This window comes from Mycobacterium colombiense (assembly GCF_003284975.1).
Lineage (GTDB): Bacteria > Actinomycetota > Actinomycetes > Mycobacteriales > Mycobacteriaceae > Mycobacterium > Mycobacterium europaeum_A.
In genome coordinates, this window is record NZ_QMEU01000002.1 from 1 (window position 1) to 20,239 (window position 20,239).

A 20,239-nucleotide genomic window follows, 5' to 3' on the forward strand; every position below is an offset into this window, starting at 1 on the left:
GGATTGTCCGCGTCGTCCTCGCACCCGGCGGTGGCGGCGGCAGCGGCAACGCGTTGGGATCGATCCACGGCGGCCTCAGCGGGTTATGCAACGGATCGAGCGTGTAGTTCATGCGATACGGGTCCCCGGGCACCGGTGGAACGGGCATGTCCAGCTGCCCCCAGTGGGTTCCCAGGAACAATCCCTTCTTGAGCCGCGGGATCGTGAGGTCGAAATCGAAATGCAGGTTGAAGAAGTCACCTCGGACCGCACGGTCGACGAAGTTCTGGGTGAACGGGAACACGAACGACGCCGCGATGGCCGCGCCGAAGTCCGGTCCGACGTCGGCGAGCGCCTTGATGGTCGGCTCCAGGTTTTTGAGATTCGTGACCAGGTCGGCCTGGGAGTCGTTGATTAGCCGGGTGGCGGTGTTGCTGAACACGCGAAGATGATCCAGAGCGGCCGTCAGGCGCGGCCGCTCCTTGATCAACACCTCGAGCGCCGGCGGTATCTTGCGCAGCGCGTCGGTGATGACGTCGCGTTGGTCGGCGAATGTGCCGGCCAGCCGATTCAACGCCTGGATGGAGGCGACGAGGTTGTCGCGCTGGTCGTCCAGTGTGCCCACGAACGTGTCCAGGCGGGTGATCAGGTCACGCACCGCGCCCTCGCGCCCGGACAGGGCGGCCGAGAAATTGTGGATGACCTCCCCGATCTGTCCCAGTCCGCCGCCGTTGACGACCGCGCCCAACGACGACAGCGTCTGCTCCGTCGACGGGTAGGCCGATGACCGGCTGAGTGGGATGGTGGCGCCGGGCTGCAGCCGTCCGCTGCCCTGCTGACCGAGCGGTGTGTTGAGCTCGACATGCATTGAGCCCAGCAGGCTGGTCTGACCGACGGTGGCTACGACATTGGCCGGGACGACGACATCGCGCTTGACCGAGATGTCGACGTCGGCGTGCCAGCCTTGCACCCGCATCGTGCCGACGCTGCCGACGACGACGTCGTCGATCATCACCGGCGAATTCGATTCCATCGTCCCGACATTCGGGAGTTCGACGTGGTAGATGTTGGCTCCCGGCCCGCGTCCGACCGCACCGGGCAGCGGTAGGGAATTCAGGCCGTGGAATGCGCAACCCGTCGTCGTCAACGCCACGCAACAGCCGACGGTGAACACCCGCCGAGCGACCACCCGAGCGATCATTGTTGTGGCCCCTCGTCTGGCAGCAGCATGCCCGACACGGACGGCGCCGGTGGTGGCGGCACCGGTGTCGACGGCGGCGGCGGCAGCGGCATCGCCGCGCCCGGTATCCGCTCCGGCGGCACCGCCCCCGGCGGCCCCACCGGATCACCCGGCAGGCCGGTATAGGCCGACACTTCAGGCGGGATCTCGGGCGGTCCGGGTTTCGGCCCCTCGCCGCCGGGCGCTAGGCGCGGTTCGGTATAGAGAACCCTGGCCGGGTCGACCGACTTGGCTATGAACGGGTTAATGGGAATTGGCGAATTGTTCCAGCTGGTCTGCCGCAGCCCGGGCCCCAGGAACAGGGAGCACAGCTTGCCCGATTCGACCGCGGTGATGTTCTCGATGGCACCGATCTGCGTGCAACCGGGCACGCTCAGCAGAACTTGACCGCCCCACGTGGGATTGGACATGTTCATCAGCCCGAACCCGCCGACGATGGTTCCGGTGTCGGCGTTGTAGTCGTTGAAGAAGTTGCCGAACGCGTTCGGCGCGCCGTGCAGAATGTTTTCCAGGGCCATGTGGTGATCGACCAGGTTCTGCGTGACATCGGCCAACCTGGCGATCTGCTCGCTGGTCTGGTTGCGGGTCCCGGCGATGAACCGCCGCACCTCGCCGACCGCCGTCGACAGATCGGTCAGCGCCGCATCCAGGTCGGATTTGCTGTCGTTGACCACGCTGGTGAGCGTGGCGAGGCGACCGTTGAACTGCTCGATCTGCACGTTGCTGTCGCGCAGCGCGCCGACGAAGGTCTGCAGGTTCTTGATGATGTCGACGATGTTGCCGCTGCCGTTGGCGAGGATCCGGCCCACCCCGGACAGTTGCGCGAGCGTTTGCCGCAGCTTGTCGCCGTTGCCGTCGAGCGCGTTAGCGGCGCTGTCGATGAACCGGCCCACCGACGTGCCCGAAACCCCGCTCTTAGGTCCCAAATCCGTTGCCAGCCGCATCAACTGGGTTTTGACTTCGTCCCACTCGACTGGTACCGCGGTCCGTTCGACGGGGATGACCGCCCCGTCGCGCATCACCTGCCCACTGTCGCGATAGGCCGGCGAGAGCTGGACGTAGCGGGCGGCTACCAGATTCGGCGCGACGATCACCGCCTTGGCGTCCGCCGGAATGGGCACGTCGCGGTCGACCTTGAGGACCATCTTGGCCTGGGTGCCCTGCGGCTGAATGGATTTGATGTTGCCGACCTTGACACCGGAGACCCGCACCTCGTCATGGGGATAGATCGCGGTGGCGGTGGTGAAATAGGCGGTGATCGTGCGTGGCCCGAAGAACGTGTTCCGGACGACCATGGCGGCGCCGGCAATGATCAGGCCGACCAGCACGACCGCCGTCACGGCCGCCAGCCGCTTGCGCGGAATCCGGGACATCCGGGAGGTCACTGCGATCCTCCGATCCGTCCACCCAGCGTGCAGCCGGGGCACTGGGGAATGGAGTTATACGGCCAGGGGGTCAGCGCCCGAGGCACCGGCGACGGGAAGCCGGGGCCCTTGGAGGTATCGAAGGTGCGGAATCCCCAGAGGTAGTCGAACAACTCCTGGAAGAGTTGCGGGATAAGGAAGTTCGGGGCGAACGCCTGGTAGGCGTACATACCGGCGATAGCCTCACCGACCGTGATCTCGAATTTGGCGAGACCCGGCAGCGCTTTGCCGATGTTGTCTCGGTTCTTCTCCAACACTCCAAGGACCCTGTTCAGCCGCTCCAGCGTCGGTGCCAAAGTGGCTTCGTTGTCGTGCACCAACGCCGTGAGCTGCTTGGCCACCACCGAGGTGTTGGCCAGCAGGTCCACGATCTCTTGCCTGCGTGCGACCAGCACTTGGAGCAGAGAATCCGAGTTGAGGATGAGCTTGTTGACCTGCATGCTGCGTTCAGAAAGGATCCCGGTGACATCGCCGGCGCTCTTGAACAACTCGCCCAGGTTCTTGTTGCGGCTGTTCAGGGTTCGCGATAACCGGGTGAGCGCGTCGAAGGCCGGCCCCATCTGGGGTGCGATTTGGTCGAGCGTCGCCGCCAGCGTGTCCAGCGACTGGTTCAGCGCGGTGGTGTTGGTGCCGGCCGTGTCCGACGTCAGGTCACTGACCGCTTCGCTCAACGAATACGGCGACGACGTGCGCGAGACGGGGATCAGAGTCATCGGGTGCATCGTGCCGCTGCCGGCCGATTCCACTGTCAGCATCCGCTCGCCCAGCAGCGTGCCGGTGCGGATGTGCGCGGAAGTCTCCGAGCCGAGCAGGATGTTGCCCTTCATCGCGAAGGTCACCAGGGCATCGCCGTGGCTCAGCTTCACATCCGACACGGAGCCGACCTTCATGCCCGACACGATCACGGGATTGCCCGTCGCAAGACCGCCGGCTTCGGTGAACAGCGCCTGGTAACGGACCATCGTCGCCCATTGGATGAATCGGTCGGGCGACAGGCCGACCAGGATGACCATCACCGCCAGGACGACGCCGATGAGTCCGGGCTTGACGAGCCCAGCTCCGCGATACTTGAGCATTAGGGTTCCGTACACCTTCCTGCATCTGACCTGAAGATGTTGGCGCGCACTGTCTTGCCATTGAGGTCCGTGCCCCGGAGCCCGAATTGGCAGATGTAGTACGGGATGGTGGCGCCGTTCACGCCGAGCCGGACCAGCTTGCGGTAGTTCCTCGGTGCCCTTTGCAGGGCGGCGTCGAGGCGGTCCTTGTCGCCGTCGAGGATCGGCGCCAGCCGGTTCAACTGAGCGATGGTGCCCGACAGCGGCGGGCGGGCCTCCGCCAGCAGATCCGCCAACGAGGCCGTTCCCTTGTCCAGGGCGTCAATGGCGGATCCGATGGTGTCGCGGTCACCCGACAGGCCGCTGACAAGCTGCTCGAGGCGATCAATGGCGCCGGAGAACTGCTTGCCGTCCTTGGCCACCGTGCCGATCACGATGTTGAGATTGTCGATCAGTTGCTGCACGGTTTGGTCGTTGTCGGCCAAGGCATTTGAAAACGAGGTCGTCTTAGCGAACAGCGACTCGAGCGTCCCGCCCTGGCCCTGGAAGACCTGCAACAGTCCGGAGGTCAGCTCGTTGACATCGCGGGCATTCAGGCCCTGCGTAACGGGTTTCAGCCCGCCCAGCAGCAGATCGAGGTCGAGCGCCGGAGCGGTGCGGCTGACCGGAATCTGACCGCCGGCCGGCAGCCGCTTGGGCGAGCCGGGACCGTCGACGAGTTCGAGGTAGCGATCGCCCACCAGGTTGAGGTAGCGGACCGCCGCCCTGCTGCCCTCGGTGAGGACGACGTTGCGGTCGGCGTCGAACTTCACCACAACCTTCTTGTCCGGCTGCAGCGACACACTGTTGACCGTGCCCACCCGGATCCCGGCGACCCGCACCGATTGGCCCGGCTTGAGGCGCGACACGTCGGTGAACACCGCCGAATACTCGGTCACCGAACCCGTCCGGTACTGACCGAAGATGAAGAACAGGAAGGCGGTAAGCATCGCCATCACGACCGCAAAGATCGTGAACTTGATCAGCGTTGCGCGCGTCCTCATCCGGGCTGTCCGATCTGCGCGGAGTTGCGTGGCGGTCCGGCGATGGGCCCGTACAGCAGCTGCTTGAGAAGATCGGAGTTGATCAACAGCTGTGGGTTTCCGTAATTGACGGGATTCGCGCCGGTATCGGCAATCAGCTGCGGTGGGGCCGTGTTGAACGGCGGCTTCGGCAGGCCCACGCACTGCGGGCCGCCCGTCGCCGCGACCTTGGGCAGGTTCGTCGGATAGCGGTAGCGCTCGGCGCCCCACGTGAGGCTCGCCGAGATGTTGATGCTCGGTTCCGACAACGGCGCCCCATGCGAAAGCGTTCCGAGCCCCGCGAAAGCGCAGTTGAGCGCCGGGGCGTACTCGTTGGTCAGATCGGTCGTCGGCACCAGCAGATGCAAGACATTTGTCAGCGGTTGGCGGTTCGTCGACAACACGTCGTTGCCGATGTCGGCCAACCCGATCGCGCTGATCAGCAACGCATCCAGGTTGTGCTGCTCGTCGACAAGTGTCTTGCTGATTCGGGTCGCGTTGGCGGCGGTCTTCACCAGGTCGGGTGCCGCGTCGGCATAGGCGTTGGACACCGCCGGTAAGACAGCGAGGTCGTGCCGGAACGCGGGCAGGCTCGGCTCCAGCCTGGCCAGGAACGAATCCAGGTCGCTCAGCGACTGGCCAAGCTGTGGGCCCCGCCCACTGAACGCCTGTGCCAGCGCACCCAGCGACTCGTTGAGCTTGGGCGGGTCGATGTGGCTCAGGACCGACACCAATTGCTGGAATACCGTGTTGATTTCGACCATGACGTGCTGGCCCTGCAGCGTCTGGCCGCTGCGTAGCCGTTGGGCCGAGGGCTGGTCGGGTGGGACCAGCTCGACGGACTTCGCGCCGAAGACCGTCGACGAGGCGATATTGACGAGCACGTTGCCGGGGATGAAGTGCATCTGTGACGGGTCCATCGCCAAGTGAATGGCGGCCTCGCCGTTGGGCAGCGGCTCGATCGAGGACACCTTGCCCACCTGCACGCCGCGCATCTTGACCTTGGCGTCGGGGTTCATGACCAGGCCGGCTCGTTGCGAGATGACCGTCACCGGCACGGTTTCGGTGAAGGAGCCCTGAAACAGACCCACCGCGACGGCGAAGATCAGACCGATGATGAGGACGGTGGCCAGTCCCAGCAAGGGGGGCAGGTAATTCCGCCCGGCCGGCGGTCGCGCATGGCCGGCGCGCGCCGGTCGACCCGCGACCGCGCCGCGACCCGCCGGAACATTCTGCGTCATTGCTGTTTCACCTCCTCTGCTAACCGGACAGGTTGAAGTTGCCGTTCGTACCGTAGATAGAAAGCGAGACCAACAGGGTCACCGACACCACGACGATGAGCGAGGTGCGCACCGCGTTGCCGGTCGCGTTGCCGACGCCGGCCGGCCCCCCGGAGGCGAAATAGCCGTAGTAGGTGTGGATCAGCAGGATGGTGAGCGCCATCAGAATCGCCTGCAGGAACGACCACAACAAGTCGATCGGGTTCAGGAACGTGTTGAAGTAGTGCTGGTACAAACCCTGCGACTGTCCGAGTAGGAACGTGGTGGTGAACTGGCTGGCCACGAACGACAGGATGACGGCGATGCTGTACAGCGGCGTGATCGCCATCATTCCCGCCAGGATCCTGGTGCTCACCAGGTAGGCGACCGGCCGAATGGCCATGCTCTCCAAGGCATCCACTTCTTCGTTGATCCGCATGGCACCCAGCTGAGCGGTCACGCCGGCGCCGAAGGTGGCCGCCAGACCGATCCCGGCGACCACCGGTGCCGCGATGCGCACGTTGATGAACGCGGCCAAAAAGCCCGTCAGCGCCTCGATGCCGATGTTGCCCAGCGAGGTGTACCCCTGGATGGCCAGGGTGCCGCCCGCTGCCAGCGTCAAGAAGCCGACGATCACCACGGTTCCGCCGATCATCGCCAAAGTGCCCGCGCCCATGCTGATCTCGGCGACCAGTCGAATGACTTCGCGCGTGTAGTGGGTGGCAGCGAAAGGCACCCCGGCGAGCGCCTTGCCGTAGAACAGGGTGTGATCGCCGATCCGCCCCATCAGGGCGACCGGCCTCTCGAGTTGCCGGGTCAGACGCGGGTATGCGGCCCTCAGTGCCATGGCAGCCCTACTTCGCCGTCATCTTGATGCCGATCGCGGTGACGACCACGTTGACGACGAACAGCGACATGAAGGCGTAGACGACGGTTTCGTTTACCGCGTTGCCAACGGCCTTGGCGCCGCCGCCGGTGATCGACAGGCCGCGGTAGCAGGCGACCAGGCCGGCGATGAGGCCGAAAAGCGCTGCCTTGACGCACGAAATGATCACCTCGGGAACGCCGGTGAGTAACGTGATGCCCGCGGCGAACGCGCCGGGATTGACGTCTTGGACAAATACGGAAAAGACGTAACCGCCAAGGACGCCGATGATGACCACCAGGCTGTTGAGCAAGAAGGCGACCAATCCGGAGGCCAGCATGCGCGGTGTGACCAGACGTTGCACCGGGTTGATGCCCAGCACCTCCATCGCGTCGATTTCTTCGCGGATCGTCCGCGCTCCGAGGTCCGCGCACATCGCCGTAGCGCCGGCACCCGCAACGATCAAAACCGTGACCAGCGGGCCGAGCTGGGTGACCGCACCGAACGCGGCGCCCGCACCGGAGAGATCCGCCGCGCCCAGTTCACGCAAAAGGATGTTGAGCGTGAAGCTGACCAGGACGGTGAACGGGATGGCGACCAACAAGGTGGGAGCCAGCGACACCCGCGCGACAAACCAGGACTGCTCCAAGAACTCCCGCCACTGGAAGGGCCGGCGGAACAGGAACTTGACCGCGTCGGCGGACATCGCAAACAGGGCGCCGACGGCATGCATGGGCCCCGTGAAGTCCCATTTCAGTTTCAGCTGCGGCAATCCCGCTGACCAGTGGTCGGCGCCCTTAGTTGCCATCGGCGTCAGACCCTTTCCACGCTACGAGACCGGCAGTCTTGTTCTGGCGCAACGGCTGCGGTAAGTTCAGCAGAATTGACGGCCGTAAACGCCCGCTGACGAGGGCGAAATGCTCAGCGGGCAGCCAGTTTCCGGCATCGACCTTGGAAGTGACAGCCGCGACCTCGCTCACGCCAGACCTCCGTTCTGTTGCGTGAGTTGGCGCTGCAAAACGAGGGGCCCCACGTCTTGAAGCGTCCGGCGATTATGACTCATGCCGCGTCCGGGCGGAGCGAAAAATGCATAACCGTTATCGCGCATTCCGCGATCGGTGCACGGGCGCAAGGCGACTGCGTCCCAACGCAAGCGACGGTCGGCTCAAGCATGTCGCGGCTGACTCCAGTCCATATAGTGCTCACGTGACGGCGCCGGCCGTCTTGAGTTCGATGATGCGGTCCCAGTCGAGGCCGAGCTCCATCAGGATCTCGTCGGTCTGCTCTGCGAATCCGGGGGCTGGCCCGGTCTGTGGCGCTGCGACGTCGAACTGTACCGGGTTGGCCACCAGCTCGAGTTCGCCCGCCCGCACCAGGTACTCGTTCGAGCGGATCTGCGCATCCTCGGTCGCTTGCAGGGTGTCCTGCACGGGCGCCCACGGCCCGGAGAGCGTGGCGAAGCGCTCGCTCCACTCGGCCAGCGTGCGACCGGCGATGGCCTTGGTCAGCAGCTCGACCGCGTCCGCGGTGTTCGCGGCGATGTTTTCGACGCTGTCGAAGCGCGGGTCGTCGGCCAACTCCGGCAGGTCGACGTGGCGGCACACGTCGGCCCAGAACTTGGTGGGCTGCATCATCACGAAGGAGATGTAGCGGCCGTCGGATGTCGTGTACAAACCCACCAGCGGGTTGTTGGGCGCGCCGTGCACGCCCGGCGGGGGCGATTCCAGCCGCTGGTTCAGATGCTTCGTCAGCGCGACCGTGTGCCCCAGCGACCACAGCCCGCTGCCCAGCAGCGAGACGTCGACGACGGACGGTTCGCCGGTGCGCTCGCGCTTGAGCAGCGCCGCCGCGATGCCGCCGGCCAGGTTGGTACCCGAGATGGTGTCGCCGTACGCCGGTCCGGGCGGCGCGATCATGCCGGGCATGCCGGCGGGAGTGATGGTGGCGGCCGTGCCGGCCCGGCACCAGAAGGCGGTCATGTCGTAGCCGCCTCTGGTCGACTCTTCGCCGCGCGGGCCGAGCGCACTGCCGCGCGCGTAGACGACCTTCGGGTTCACCGCGCGGATGTCGTCGACGTCGATGCCGAACTTGCGCCGGTGGTCGGGCAGGAAGCTGGTGAGGAACACATCCGAGCGGCGGGCCAGCTCGTAGAGCACTTCCTTACCCTCGGGCACGGACATGTCCAGCCCGATGCTGCGCTTGCCGCGGTTGGCGTGCTCGATGTTGGGGTTGGGATCGCCCTCGACGCGCAGCATCCCGGTCTGTCGCAGTCCACGTTGCGGATCACCGGTTACCGCGTGCTCGACCTTGACCACGTCGGCACCCCATTCGGCGAGCACCGCACCCGCCGAGGGCACGAACCCGTACATGGCGACTTCGAGGACGCGGATGCCTTCGAGCGGCCTCATGCGCCGGCTCCTTTCGCTGAGACGGCGGGCACGGCGAAGGTCTTGCGCTCGAGGAACTCCTCGAGCCCCGCGACCCCCATCTCCCGGCCCACGCCCGACTGCTTGAAACCCCCGAACGGGCTGTCCGCGCCGAAGTAGTTGCCGCCGTTGATGGAGAAGGATCCGGTCCGGATCCTGCGCGCCACGGCCAGCGCGCGGTCCTGATCGCGGCTGAACACCGCGCCCGCCAGCCCGTAGATCGAGTTGTTGGCGATACGCACGGCGTCGTCGTCATCGTCGAACGCGATCACCACGAGCACCGGCCCGAAGATCTCGTCCTGGGCGATCTCGCTGTCGGGATCGACGTTGGTCAGCAGCGTCGGCGCATAGAAGTAGCCGGGGTCGAGCCGCTTGCCCCCGGTGACCAGGGTCGCCCCGGCGGCCACGGCGCGCTGCACCATGCCGTCGACCTTGTCCCGCTGCTGCTGGTTGATCAGCGGTCCCATATAGGTTTTGGGATCGGCCGGGTCGCCGTGGCGCACCTTGGCGAAGTTCTGGGCGATCAGTTCGACGATTTCGTCGTGGTGCGACCTGGGCACCAGCAACCGGGATGTGAGCGCACAGCCCTGGCCCGCGTGGGTGACCATACTAAAGGCCGCGAACACGGCCGCGTTGGCGAAGTCGGCGTCATCGAGCATGATCGCCGCCGACTTGCCGCCCAGCTCCAGAAAGACCCGCTTGACGGTGTCGCTCGCGGCGGCCATGATCTTGCGTCCGACCGCGGTCGACCCGGTGAAGGTGATGACGTCGACGGCCGGGCTGGTGGTCAGGGCTACCCCGGCAGCCGGATCCGACGAGCTCAGCACATTCACGACCCCGGCCGGAATGTCGGTGTGATTGGCGATCAGCTCGCCGAGCGCCAGCGTGACCAGCGGTGTGTCCGGGGCGCCCTTGAGCACCACCGTGCATCCGGCGGCCAGCGCCGGGGCGAGCTTCGCCAGCGCGAGCTGGTTGGGATAGTTGTAGGCGATGATGGCGCCGACCACCCCGGCGGCTTCCTTTTCCACCCAGCGGTGGTGGAGCATGCCTCGCGATTCTTTTTCGCCCAAGTCCTCGGTGAATTGATAGGTGCGCAGCAGGTCCGCGTAGAAGCGCACGATGCCGATCGGCTCGTCGAGCTGAGCGCCCTGGGTCAGCGCGCGGGTGGCGCCCACTTCGGCGATGGTGAGGTCGCGCAACTCCTCGGCGTGGTCGACGAGCGCCTGGTGCAACTGGTCGAGGCAGCGGATCCGCAACTCGACGTCGGTGGGCCAGCTGGTCTCGTCGAACGCTCGCCGGGCGGCCGCGATCGCCGCTTGAGCTTCCTCGCCACCGGCGTCCGGCGCATGCCCGATGACCGCACCCGTGGCGGGGTTGATCGAGGGGAATGTCCTGTCGGCGCTGACCAGCCGGCCATCGATCAACAGACGGCGGTCGACGTGGGACTCAGACGCGGCATCCGCGACGGTCACTGTGGTTCCAGTGGCGGGCTCTGCCGTGTCCTGGGCAGGCATTCCGTACCCCCTAGTGTGGTGGCGATCACGATAATTTCATTCTCTTCCCCGGCGAATCTTACATTCGAGTTTTGATAATTCAAGAAAGTCTCAGGAATGAGATTCGGGGTGCTGACCAGGGCCGCAACCGGCCGTACACTGCCGGCCAGGGCCTTTCCCGCAGGCTGGACGCGGTGTTAGGCGCATGTTGCACGGCGATCCGCGCGGAGAGTAAGGTTCTCATAATTGTAAGGGAGATTCTTTGTGACTGAAATGGCCCCCTCCGGAGCAGAGGCCTCTACATGAAGACTGCGGTAGTCACCGGCGGCGGATCCGGCATCGGTCTCGCCGTCGCGCAACGCCTGCGGGCCGACGGTTTGAACGTCGCCTCCATCGACCTGCGACCGTCGGAAGCCGATTTCGCCTTCACCGCCGACGTCACCGATCGGTCGCAAGTGGACGCCGCGCTGTCGGCCGTCCGCGCGCAACTCGGGCCGGTGACGGTTCTGGTCAACGCCGCCGGCCTCGACGGGTTCAAGAAGTTCAACAACATCACCTTCGAGGACTGGCAGCGGGTGATCGACGTCAACCTCAACGGCGTCTTTCACACCGTCCAGGCGGTGCTCCCCGACATGGTCGAGGCGGGATGGGGACGCATCGTCAACATCTCGTCGTCGAGCACGCATTCCGGTGCGCCCTACATGAGTCATTACGTCGCGGCCAAGTCGGCGGTCAACGGCCTGACGAAGTCGCTCGCACTCGAGTACGGGCCCAAGGGCATCACGGTCAACGCGGTGCCGCCGGGCTTCATCGACACCCCGATGCTGCGCGCCGCCGAGAAGAACGGATTCCTCGGCGACATCGACGAGACCATCGCGCGGACGCCGGTGCGTCGGATGGGCACGCCGCAGGACATCGCGGCGGCGTGCGCGTTCCTGGTGTCCGAGGAGGCCGGCTACATCACCGGTCAGATCTTGGGCGTCAACGGCGGCCGCAACACCTGAGCGGTGGCGATCCGTCGGCCGCGCCCGGTAACCAGTGTGAGAGGAGACAACCCGTGAAGGTCTGGGTGGATTCGCAGCGGTGTCAGGGCCACACCCTGTGCGCCATGATCGCTCCGGAATCGTTTCAGCTCAGCGACATCGACGGCAGTTCGTCGGCGGTCGACGAGGTGGTGCCCGCCGACCGCGAGGACCAGGTCCGTGAGGCCGCGCAGTCCTGTCCGGAGCAGGCCATCATGATCACCGACGACGCCTGAGCCGCTATCCGTTCCGTAGCTACGGCAAACACATAGGGAGACAGAGCATTGAGCGTCGACGACGTCGTCAATGACAGCGACCGCAAGAAGAACCGGTACCACTTCGACCGGCATTCCTCGGAATACCGGTCGAAGTTCAAGGCGATCACCGAAGAGATGCACGCCAAGTGCCCGATGGCGTGGACGGAAACCTATGGCGGCCACTGGGTTGCGGCCGGCAGCCACGAGGTGTTCGAGCTGGCCCGCTGCCCCGCCGTCTCCAACGATCACGACATCCACGGCGAACGCCGCGGCTACAAAGGCATTTCGATCCCCACGGCCAGCCGGGTCAGCGCGGTGCGCGGCGGGATACTGGAGATGGACGACCCCGAGCACCGCATCTACCGAACCGTGCTCAACCCGTACCTGTCGCCCGCGGCGATCAAGCGCTGGGAACCGTTCATCGACGACGTCACGCGCGCCTGCCTGGACGAGAAGATCGAAAGTGGCCGCATTGACTTCGTGGACGACCTGGCCAATATCGTGCCCGCCGTCTTCACGCTGGCGATGCTGGGCATCCCGCTGAAGAAGTGGAACCTGTACAGCGAGCCGGTGCATGCCGCGGTATACACGCCCGAACACTCCCCCGACATCGAGCGCGTCACCGCGATGCACCGCGAGATGGGCCTCGACATGGTCAACAACATGATCGAGATCCGCGCGAACCCGCGGCCCGGAATCGTCAACGGCCTACTCCAGATGCGCATCGACGGGGAGCCGGCCCCGGAGCTGGAAATCCTGGGGAACCTCGGCCTGGTCATCGGCGGGGGATTCGACACCACGACCGCGCTGACCGCCCACTCGCTGGAATGGCTTTCCGAACACCCGGAGCAACGACAACTGCTCAGCGACGAGCGCAAGACCCTGCTCGACCCCGCGACCGAGGAGTTCTTGCGCTACTTCACCCCGGCGCCCGGAGATGGCCGGACCTTCTCCGAGGACACCGAGCTCGACGGCACTCAGTTCAAAGAGGGTGAGCGGCTGTGGATTTCGTGGGCGATGGCCAACCGCGACCCCTCGGTGTTCCACGACCCGGACCAGATCATCCTCGACCGTAAAGGCAACCGGCACTTCAGCTTCGGGCTGGGCGTGCACCGTTGCATCGGCTCGAACGTGGCACGCACCGTGTTCAAATCCATGCTCACCGCGGTCCTCGACCGGATGCCCGACTATAAATGCGATCCGGAGGGCACCGTTCACTACGAGACCATCGGTGTCATCCAGGGCATGCGCAAGTTGCCGGCCACCTTCACGCCCGGCCGCAAGGTCGGGGCAGGCCTCGACGAAACACTGGAGAAGCTTCAGCGCATCTGCGACGAACAGGAACTCGCCCGGCCGATCACCGAACGCAAGGAAGCCGCGGTCATCGACTGAGCCGCTCAGAATTTCGCGAGTAGGCCTGTTCGGCGTGACCGCGTCTTATATTTGAGCCAAACGCGTGCGCACAGAGGGAGACGCATCGGTGAAGACTTTCGCAATGAGCCTTGCGCTTGCCATGGCCGCGCTGACTGTCACGCCGAGCGCCCACGCGGACATGCTGTATTCCAATTACCGAGTGGACACGAACCGGGATCCCGGCCACAGCTGGATCTGGTCGATCAACCCGTGCGTTCATCCGGCGCCGGGATGCTTGCAGGTGTACGCCACGCCGCAGCCCAACGGGCAGGCGGCGCCCTGGCGGGGAGAGGCCCACCTGACCGACGGCCGCTATGTCATGGCCGCTGACGACCCCTTCGGTGTGCGTTGCGTGGTCCAGTTCTTTCCCTCGCATGACGTCTACTCATGGGATCCGGTGACGCTGGCGGGTCAGGTCGACTCGACGTTCGACACCGGCTGCGGCGGCGGACCGGGGGGCGCCAACAGCTGGCCTTTCTCGCTCGTGCGATGGTAGCCGCGTGAGAGGTACAGGAGTCGGTCGATCATGACGGCGACGGGCAGTAGCCACGATGGCTGAGGATAAGAAAGCGCCGGTGGATTCGGCCACCTCGAAGGCCGACGTGCAGGCGTTGCTCGAGGAGGCCGAGGCCGAGGCCGCCGAAGCCGAGGCGCTGGCCGCCGCGGCCCGCGCCCGCGCTCGCGCCGCCCGCCTCCGGCGCGAAGCGCTGGCCCAGACCGAGACCGAGACAGCGACCGCGGCCACAACCGAGCCCGAGACCGCCCAAGAGTCGCCGGCCGCCGAGGAGGACGGAACCGACACCGCCGAGCCGGAGACCGACGACGACGTCACCGAAACCGTCGAGGCAACCGGCACCGAAGCAGCCGAGTCCGAGGATGAAGCGTCCTCGGACGAAACCGCCGAAGAGACAGAAGCGCAGGCGGAGCCGGCCCGCTCTCGGCGGCGTCTGCGGCTGCCCTCGTGGTCCGTGGTGTGGAAAGCGGCGGTCATCCTGCTCATCTGCGCCTTCCTCGGCGCCAGCGGATACATGGTGTGGAACCACAATGAAACGATCGAGCGCGACCACCGCGCCGCCAACATTCTCGCGGGAGCCCGACAAGGTGTCGTAAACCTGACTTCCATGGACTTCAATAAGGCCAAGGAGGACGTCCAACGGGTGATCGACAGCTCGACCGGCCAGTTCCGGGACGACTTCCAAGCTCGCGCAAAGGATTTTACGACCGTCGTCGAACAATCCAAAGTGGTCACCCAGGGAACCGTGAATGCGGCGGCCGTGCAATCCGTCAACGGGGACTTCGCGTTGGTTCTCGTCGCGGCGACATCGCACATCACCAACGCCGCGGGCGCCAAGGACGAGCCACGCAATTGGCGGCTCAAAGTGACCGTCAAAAACGACGGCGGGCAATACAAGATGTCCAACGTGGAGTTCATTCCGTGACCGAGGACCAGCCCGGCATCGACACTGCCGACGACTCCGTCGACCACTCTGTCGACCACGACTCCGTCGACCAAACGGACCGCGACGAAAGTAGCACTCCAGCTGCGCGGCGCAGGGTGAAAGTCGTTCCCGTGATTCTGATTGTGCTGCTGCTGCTTTCCGGCGGCACGGCGACGTGGCTGTACTTCAAGCAGTACCGGCCCGACAAACAGACCGACGCCAGCGTCGCGAGCGCGGTCGCCAACGCGGCGTCCGACGGCACCGTCGCGTTGCTGTCGTACTCACCGGAGTCGCTCGACAAGGACTTCGCCAACGCGAAGACCCACCTGTCCGGCGACTTCTTGTCGTACTACAACCAGTTCACCGAACAGATCGTCGCGCCGGCAGCCAAGCAGAAGTCACTGAAAACCAACGCCCGGGTGTTGGGGGCCGCGGTTCAGGAATTACACCCGAATTCGGCGGTCGTGCTGGTGCTCGTCGACCAGAGCACCACCAGCAAGGACAATCCCGACCCCGCGATGGCTTCCAGCAGCGTGCGGGTGAGTTTGACCCAAGTCAACGGCGCCTGGCTGATCACCAAGTTCGACCCGGTCTAGGCCGTTTCAGCTAGTCCGACCGTTGCGCGTGAATCCGCGGCTTTCACTGTGAGCTGAGGGCGCCGACACGCCGGGCGTGTCGCCGCCCAGGTTTCACACTCGACACCGTGGATTCACACTCGACGTAGCGAGCCTGCGCCGCCGGGCTCCGGCCGCCGGGACCATGCCCAAGGATTCACCAAGGATCCGCCGAGGCCGGCATTCGATCCTTTTCTCACGCCGCTGAATCGTCGGCAGCCGGGAGGAGGAATCGCCATGTCGCTACTGGGCAACCACATATCTCTAATGCACGGTTGGGTGCCGATCACGGCCCAGATCGTCACCCCGCTCACCCTGGCGGTTGCCGCCGGCTGGCGATCGCGTCGTTGGCACCTGCTCTGGCTGCCCGCCGCTGGCGTCGTCGGGGTCGGCACGGCGCTCGGGGCGCGCCACTGCATCAGCGCGGCGGCACCGGACGCGCTGTACGTCTGGATCGCGTTGGTCGGTATGGCCATGGCGGTGCTGATCCTGGGCTGGCGCGGTGCGCGGTGGTGGCGGCGCGGACTATCCATCCTGGCCGTGCCGCTGTGCCTGCTCTGCTCGCTGCTGGTGCTCAACCAATGGGTCGGCTACTTCCAGACCGTTCAGAGCGCGTGGAATCAGTTCACCTCGGTTCCGCTGCCCGACCAGGTCGACAAGGCCACGGTCACCACGCTGGCGGCGAAGGGCTCCAAGCCGCCGCACGGCAGCCTGGTGCCGGTCGTGATCCCCGAAGACGCTTCGCAATTCAAGCACCGTGAGGAACTCGTCTACCTGCCGCCGGCCTGGTTCGCCAGCTACCCGCCGCCGCAGTTGCCGACGGTGATGATGATCGGCGGCATGGTCAACACGCCCGCCGACTGGGTGCGCGCCGGCGGTGCCGTGGATGCCGTCGACGCCTTCGCGGCCGCGCACGGCGGCAACGCGCCGGTGCTGGTGTTCGTCGATCCGGGCGGCGCGTTCGACAACGACACCGAATGCGTCAACGGAAGCCACGGCAACGCGGCCGATCACCTGACCAAAGACGTTGTGCCGTACCTGATCTCGAACTTCGGTGTCAGCCCCGACCCGTCCCGCTGGGGCGTCGTCGGCTGGTCGATGGGCGGAACCTGCGCGGTGGACCTGACCGTCATGCACCCCAACATGTTCAGCTCGTTCGTCGACATCGAGGGCGACCTGACCCCCAACACCGGGACCAAGGAGCAAACCATCGCCAACCTGTTCGACGGCGATGCCGACGCGTGGGCGAGGTTCGACCCGACCACGGTGATCAACCGCCACGGTCGCTACACCGGGGTATCCGGTTGGTTCGCCATCTCGTCGGGTGATTCGCCGCGCCGCGACATCACCACCGTGGACACCGCCGCGATGGCCGTCGCCGGTCGCGCCGCCGCCGCCGACCCGGGCAACCAGGCCGCGGCCGCCTCGTCCCTGTGCGGGCTGGGCCGGGCCAACGGCATCGACTGCGCGGTCGTGGCCCAGACCGGAAAGCACGACTGGCCGACCGCCGGCATGGCGTTCTCCACCGCACTCCCGTGGCTGGCCGGCCAGCTGCACACCCCGGGTGTGAACCGAATCGCCCTGCCCAGCAACGGCTCTCAGCAAGCCCTGTGACCGCGCTAGCCGCGCGGCAGGCCGAGTACCCGCTGGGCGATGATGTTGCGCTGGATCTCCGACGTGCCGCCGGCGATGGTCCCGGAGAAGCTGCGGGCGTAGCGCTCGAACCAGCTGGCGAAGTAGTGGTCCAGATTCATGTGCGCGTACGGGCCCGTCAGGCCCGGATGCACCAGTCCATCGGATCCCGCGGACGTCAGCGCCAGTTCCATGCCACGCAACTCGGCCTCGGAGCCTAGGAGCTTGAGCACCGAGATTGCGGCCACATCATCTTCGCCACGCGCGGCGCGCGCCAGGGCCGCCGAACCCAACAGCCGCAGGGCCTGCTTGTCCATGATGGTGCTGGCGTATTGGTCACGCTCGACGTCGGTGCTCGGATGGAAGTCGTCGATCATGTTCTCCAGGCGATCGGCGAAACCCAGCCACATCATGGTGCGTTCATGCCCCAGCGAGCCGTTGGCCACCCGCCACCCCTGGTCGAGCTCGCCGACCAGGTTCTCGGCCGGCACCCGAACGTCGGTGAAGAACACCTCGTTGAAATCCAGATCGTCGGCACCGCAGATCGACGGGAACGGCCGACGGACTAGGCCCGGGGTAGCGGTGGGGATGATGAGCGCGCTGATTCCCTTGTGCTTCGGCACATCCGGGTTGGTCCGCACGAACGTCAGCAGGACGTCGGCGTCGTGGGCGCCCGAGGTCCACACCTTCTGCCCATTGACCACGAAGTGGTCTCCGTCGCGCACCGCGCGAGTGCGCAGCGACGCCAGGTCGGAGCCCGCGCTCGGTTCGCTCATGCCGAGCGACGCGGTGATCTCGGCCCGCAGAATCGGCACCGCCCAACGCCGCTTCTGCTCGTCGCTGCCGAACGACAACAGCGATGCCCCAACGATATTCACGCCCTGCGGGTTGAAGCTGTGGTAGATCCGCCGGCGGCTCAGTTCCTCGAGATAGACGAACTGCTGAATGACCGTGGCGTTGCGCCCGCCGAATTCCGGCGGCTGGCTGGGCAGCAGCCAGCCGTTGTCGAACAACAGCCGCTGCCAGTCGCGGGCCCACTGCGGCATGTGTGAGACCGACCGGGGACGTTCGAGCGTTTCGCTTGCGGGAGGCAGGTTTTCGTCGAGGAACGCCGAGAACTCCGTCCGGAACTCCTCGACGTCGGAATCAAAAGTCAGCTGCACGGTATTCCTCCGCGATCCGCGCCCGGTGCTCCGCCGCGCCGCCGAGCATCAACTCGCCCGCCTTGGCTCGTTTCAGCGCGAACTGCAGGTCGTTCTCCCACGTGAATCCCATTGCGCCGTGCAGCTGTAGGCCGTGCCGGAATACCAGCGACTGGCATTCGCCGGCCGACGCCTTGGCCATCGCGGCCGCCAGCCGGCGGCGCGGATCGTCGGCCGCGATCGTCAACGCGGCGAAGTAGGCCAGCGCGCGCGCCCGTTGCACGGCGACGTGCATGTCGGCGGCCTTGTGCTGCACGGCCTGGAACGAGCCGATCGCCACGCCGAACTGCTGGCGGCTACTCACGTGCTCGAGGACCAGGTCGAGGATGCGTTGGCAGGCGCCAACCATCGTGATCGCCATGCCGGTCAAAGCGAAATGGTGAGCGCGTTCCGCGTCGACGGTCAGCCGGTCACTGTCGGGCACCCGCACCTCGGCGAATGACAGGTCGGCGACGTGCAGTACCGGATCGAACACCGCCGCGCGCCGGGCCGACACCTGACCGGACGCGACCAGGAACACCCCGGCGTCGGTCACCACCGCCAACCGATCCGCCCGATCTCCGTCGAGCACGTGCCGCGCGGTGCCTTCCAGGACCCAACCCTCGGCGTCGCGGTGCGCGGCAACCCCGCTGTAGACCGCGGTGCCCGACTGGTGAGGGTCGAAGCGGTCTGCGGCCAGCGGCGCGAACTGGCTCATCGTCGCCAGGTACGGGGTGGGGTCGGTGGCGTGGCCGAGCTGCTCGAGCACGATGGCCAACTCGACGGCGCTGTCCGCATCGCTGAGCTCGGTCCAGCCCTGGTCTACATACGATTTCCACAACGGGCTCGGGTCGACGCCCTCTTCGGCCACGCTGCGCACCAACGACGGCGGGCACTGCTTCGCGACGGCGTCGCGCACCGTGTCCTGCCACAGTCGCTGGTCAGCATCGAACTCCAACAGCATCCGCGCCGCCTCTCGTCGTGACTGTCACGCGAGAATACCATTCTCGGTTGCGGAAGTAATAATCTCTGAATCCGGGCATGGGGTCACCGCAAGGCTGCTGACAAGCGGACTCCGTCGGGCGACCTAACCGCTGGTCACGAGGCCGTCGGCGGCTTGGTCCCAACGGTCGAGGTTGACGAATTCGGCCAGTGGGCGCCGCCGCAGCGGGCCATGTTTGCCCTTCGGCCACCCCACCACGATGTGGCCGGCGATCATCCAGCCCTCGGGTACCCCAACGGCTTCCCGCAGCAGCTGCTCACCGCCGTACGAGGCCCAGCTGGTCAGGCAGGCGCCGAGGCCCTGGGCGCGAGCGGCCAGCAGAAAGTTCTGCATGGCGGGAAAGATCGAACCGCCCAGCAGCAGTTCGGACGCCGTCGGATAATGCGCCTGGGCGAATAGGACCGAAGTGAATTCACCGGCGCGGTCGTGCAATTCGTATGTCGCACGGTAGGTGCGGGCGCGGCGGCTGTTGTCGTCGGCGGCGGGCCGGCTCATGCCGTAGACCGGCTCGATCACTTCCAGCGCGTGGGCCGCGGCCTTGGCCACCACCGCCCGCTGGTCGGGCGAGCGCAGCACCACGAATCGCCAGCCTTGCGCGTTGGCGCCCGAGGGGGCCCACCTGGCCGCCTCGAGGCAGCGCGCCAGAGTCGCATCGTCCACCGGTTCGTCGGTGAAGCGCCGGATGGTCCGGGCCGTCGACATCACTTCCCAGATGTCCGCGCTTGCTCCGGTCACTGCTTCTCCTCTACGTCCAGAGTCGCTCAGGTCCGCACCGTCAGTTCGTATTCCTTGCGGCGCAAGACTTTTGGTTACCGCGACGTTCCAGCACCCGTCCGGCGGCAATGAGAACAGAGAGCGGACAGCTGCATTAGAACC

Annotated in this window: 20 protein-coding genes; 7 read left to right on the plus strand and 13 right to left on the minus strand. The window is 66.0% G+C overall.

Going from position 1 to position 20,239, the window contains the following annotated elements:
• The 10 genes from DQP58_RS01000 to DQP58_RS01040 form a co-directional block, all read right to left on the minus strand.
• Window positions 1–1,180: MCE family protein (locus tag DQP58_RS01000; RefSeq protein WP_112706787.1), on the minus strand; the 1,180-nt coding region annotated here is incomplete at its 3' end.
• Entirely contained in the window at window positions 1,177–2,592 is a 1,416-nt protein-coding gene (locus DQP58_RS01005) for an MCE family protein (protein ID WP_205869307.1), read from the minus strand. The genes DQP58_RS01005 and DQP58_RS01000, both read right to left, overlap by 4 nt.
• 8 nt (window positions 2,593–2,600) lie before the next feature.
• The gene (locus DQP58_RS01010; RefSeq protein WP_112706666.1) at window positions 2,601–3,719 is read right to left on the minus strand and encodes an MCE family protein; all 1,119 of its coding nucleotides are present in this window, start codon (window positions 3,717–3,719) and stop codon (window positions 2,601–2,603) included.
• Window positions 3,719–4,741, minus strand: coding sequence for an MCE family protein (locus DQP58_RS01015; protein ID WP_112706667.1), 1,023 nt, complete (start codon window positions 4,739–4,741; stop codon window positions 3,719–3,721). The genes DQP58_RS01010 and DQP58_RS01015 overlap by 1 nt, the downstream gene beginning before the upstream one ends.
• Window positions 4,738–6,000 carry an MCE family protein gene (locus tag DQP58_RS01020; protein WP_112706668.1) on the minus strand — a complete coding sequence of 421 codons (1,263 nt, stop codon included), beginning with the start codon at window positions 5,998–6,000 and terminating at the stop codon, window positions 4,738–4,740. The genes DQP58_RS01015 and DQP58_RS01020 overlap by 4 nt, the downstream gene beginning before the upstream one ends.
• A 19-nt stretch (window positions 6,001–6,019) precedes the next feature.
• Window positions 6,020–6,865 (minus strand): ABC transporter permease, encoded by an 846-nt coding sequence (locus DQP58_RS01025; protein WP_066864323.1) that lies wholly within the window; start codon window positions 6,863–6,865, stop codon window positions 6,020–6,022.
• A gap of 7 nt (window positions 6,866–6,872) precedes the next feature.
• Window positions 6,873–7,691, minus strand: coding sequence for an MlaE family ABC transporter permease (locus DQP58_RS01030; RefSeq protein WP_112706669.1), 819 nt, complete (start codon window positions 7,689–7,691; stop codon window positions 6,873–6,875).
• The gene (locus tag DQP58_RS26570) at window positions 7,681–7,863 is read right to left on the minus strand and encodes a hypothetical protein (protein WP_133259332.1); all 183 of its coding nucleotides are present in this window, start codon (window positions 7,861–7,863) and stop codon (window positions 7,681–7,683) included. Before DQP58_RS26570 ends, DQP58_RS01030 begins: the two co-directional genes overlap by 11 nt.
• A 222-nt stretch (window positions 7,864–8,085) precedes the next feature.
• Window positions 8,086–9,291: a CaiB/BaiF CoA transferase family protein gene (locus DQP58_RS01035; RefSeq protein ID WP_112706670.1), complete on the minus strand. Its 1,206-nt coding sequence runs from the start codon at window positions 9,289–9,291 to the stop codon at window positions 8,086–8,088.
• The gene (locus DQP58_RS01040) at window positions 9,288–10,823 is read right to left on the minus strand and encodes an aldehyde dehydrogenase family protein (RefSeq protein WP_112706671.1); all 1,536 of its coding nucleotides are present in this window, start codon (window positions 10,821–10,823) and stop codon (window positions 9,288–9,290) included. Before DQP58_RS01040 ends, DQP58_RS01035 begins: the two co-directional genes overlap by 4 nt.
• A 281-nt stretch (window positions 10,824–11,104) precedes the next feature.
• On the opposite strand from DQP58_RS01040, the gene DQP58_RS01045 reads away from it, so the two are divergent.
• From DQP58_RS01045 to DQP58_RS01075, 7 genes are all read left to right on the plus strand, one after another.
• Complete coding sequence (locus DQP58_RS01045) at window positions 11,105–11,806, plus strand: SDR family NAD(P)-dependent oxidoreductase (protein ID WP_066880500.1); 702 nt, start codon at window positions 11,105–11,107, stop codon at window positions 11,804–11,806.
• 53 nt (window positions 11,807–11,859) lie between these two features.
• Complete coding sequence (locus DQP58_RS01050; protein ID WP_067023400.1) at window positions 11,860–12,060, plus strand: ferredoxin; 201 nt, start codon at window positions 11,860–11,862, stop codon at window positions 12,058–12,060.
• A 48-nt stretch (window positions 12,061–12,108) separates the two neighbouring features.
• Window positions 12,109–13,473, plus strand: a complete 1,365-nt coding sequence (locus tag DQP58_RS01055; RefSeq protein WP_112706672.1) for a cytochrome P450 — start codon at window positions 12,109–12,111, stop codon at window positions 13,471–13,473.
• A 121-nt stretch (window positions 13,474–13,594) separates the two neighbouring features.
• Window positions 13,595–13,990: a hypothetical protein gene (locus DQP58_RS01060; protein ID WP_112706673.1), complete on the plus strand. Its 396-nt coding sequence runs from the start codon at window positions 13,595–13,597 to the stop codon at window positions 13,988–13,990.
• Between the two features lie 55 nt (window positions 13,991–14,045).
• Window positions 14,046–14,933, plus strand: coding sequence for a hypothetical protein (locus DQP58_RS01065; RefSeq protein WP_112706674.1), 888 nt, complete (start codon window positions 14,046–14,048; stop codon window positions 14,931–14,933).
• Entirely contained in the window at window positions 14,930–15,529 is a 600-nt protein-coding gene (locus DQP58_RS01070) for a hypothetical protein (RefSeq protein ID WP_112706675.1), read from the plus strand. Before DQP58_RS01065 ends, DQP58_RS01070 begins: the two co-directional genes overlap by 4 nt.
• Before the next feature lie 255 nt (window positions 15,530–15,784).
• Complete coding sequence (locus DQP58_RS01075; protein WP_112706676.1) at window positions 15,785–17,161, plus strand: alpha/beta hydrolase; 1,377 nt, start codon at window positions 15,785–15,787, stop codon at window positions 17,159–17,161.
• A 5-nt stretch (window positions 17,162–17,166) separates the two neighbouring features.
• Here DQP58_RS01075 and DQP58_RS01080 read toward each other — a convergent pair whose 3' ends face one another.
• The 3 genes from DQP58_RS01080 to DQP58_RS01090 form a co-directional block, all read right to left on the minus strand.
• Entirely contained in the window at window positions 17,167–18,342 is a 1,176-nt protein-coding gene (locus DQP58_RS01080; RefSeq protein ID WP_112706677.1) for an acyl-CoA dehydrogenase family protein, read from the minus strand.
• On the minus strand, window positions 18,326–19,324 hold the full coding sequence (locus DQP58_RS01085; RefSeq protein WP_066864359.1) for an acyl-CoA dehydrogenase family protein: 999 nt from the start codon (window positions 19,322–19,324) through the stop codon (window positions 18,326–18,328). The genes DQP58_RS01080 and DQP58_RS01085 overlap by 17 nt, the downstream gene beginning before the upstream one ends.
• 123 nt (window positions 19,325–19,447) lie before the next feature.
• Window positions 19,448–20,065, minus strand: coding sequence for a nitroreductase family protein (locus DQP58_RS01090; protein ID WP_112706788.1), 618 nt, complete (start codon window positions 20,063–20,065; stop codon window positions 19,448–19,450).
• Window positions 20,066–20,239 lie beyond the last annotated feature (174 nt).

Coding starts and splice junctions, on each gene's coding strand:
- DQP58_RS01005 (WP_205869307.1), bottom strand. CDS start 2,592: ATGTCCCGGATTCCGCGCAAGCGGCTGGCGGCCGTGACGGCGGTCGTG.
- DQP58_RS01010 (WP_112706666.1), bottom strand. CDS start 3,719: ATGCTCAAGTATCGCGGAGCTGGGCTCGTCAAGCCCGGACTCATCGGC.
- DQP58_RS01015 (WP_112706667.1), bottom strand. CDS start 4,741: ATGAGGACGCGCGCAACGCTGATCAAGTTCACGATCTTTGCGGTCGTG.
- DQP58_RS01020 (WP_112706668.1), bottom strand. CDS start 6,000: ATGACGCAGAATGTTCCGGCGGGTCGCGGCGCGGTCGCGGGTCGACCG.
- DQP58_RS01025 (WP_066864323.1), bottom strand. CDS start 6,865: ATGGCACTGAGGGCCGCATACCCGCGTCTGACCCGGCAACTCGAGAGG.
- DQP58_RS01030 (WP_112706669.1), bottom strand. CDS start 7,691: ATGGCAACTAAGGGCGCCGACCACTGGTCAGCGGGATTGCCGCAGCTG.
- DQP58_RS01035 (WP_112706670.1), bottom strand. CDS start 9,291: ATGAGGCCGCTCGAAGGCATCCGCGTCCTCGAAGTCGCCATGTACGGG.
- DQP58_RS01040 (WP_112706671.1), bottom strand. CDS start 10,823: ATGCCTGCCCAGGACACGGCAGAGCCCGCCACTGGAACCACAGTGACC.
- DQP58_RS01045 (WP_066880500.1), top strand. CDS start 11,105: ATGAAGACTGCGGTAGTCACCGGCGGCGGATCCGGCATCGGTCTCGCC.
- DQP58_RS01060 (WP_112706673.1), top strand. CDS start 13,595: ATGGCCGCGCTGACTGTCACGCCGAGCGCCCACGCGGACATGCTGTAT.
- DQP58_RS01065 (WP_112706674.1), top strand. CDS start 14,046: ATGGCTGAGGATAAGAAAGCGCCGGTGGATTCGGCCACCTCGAAGGCC.
- DQP58_RS01075 (WP_112706676.1), top strand. CDS start 15,785: ATGTCGCTACTGGGCAACCACATATCTCTAATGCACGGTTGGGTGCCG.
- DQP58_RS01085 (WP_066864359.1), bottom strand. CDS start 19,324: ATGCTGTTGGAGTTCGATGCTGACCAGCGACTGTGGCAGGACACGGTG.
- DQP58_RS01090 (WP_112706788.1), bottom strand. CDS start 20,065: ATGTCGACGGCCCGGACCATCCGGCGCTTCACCGACGAACCGGTGGAC.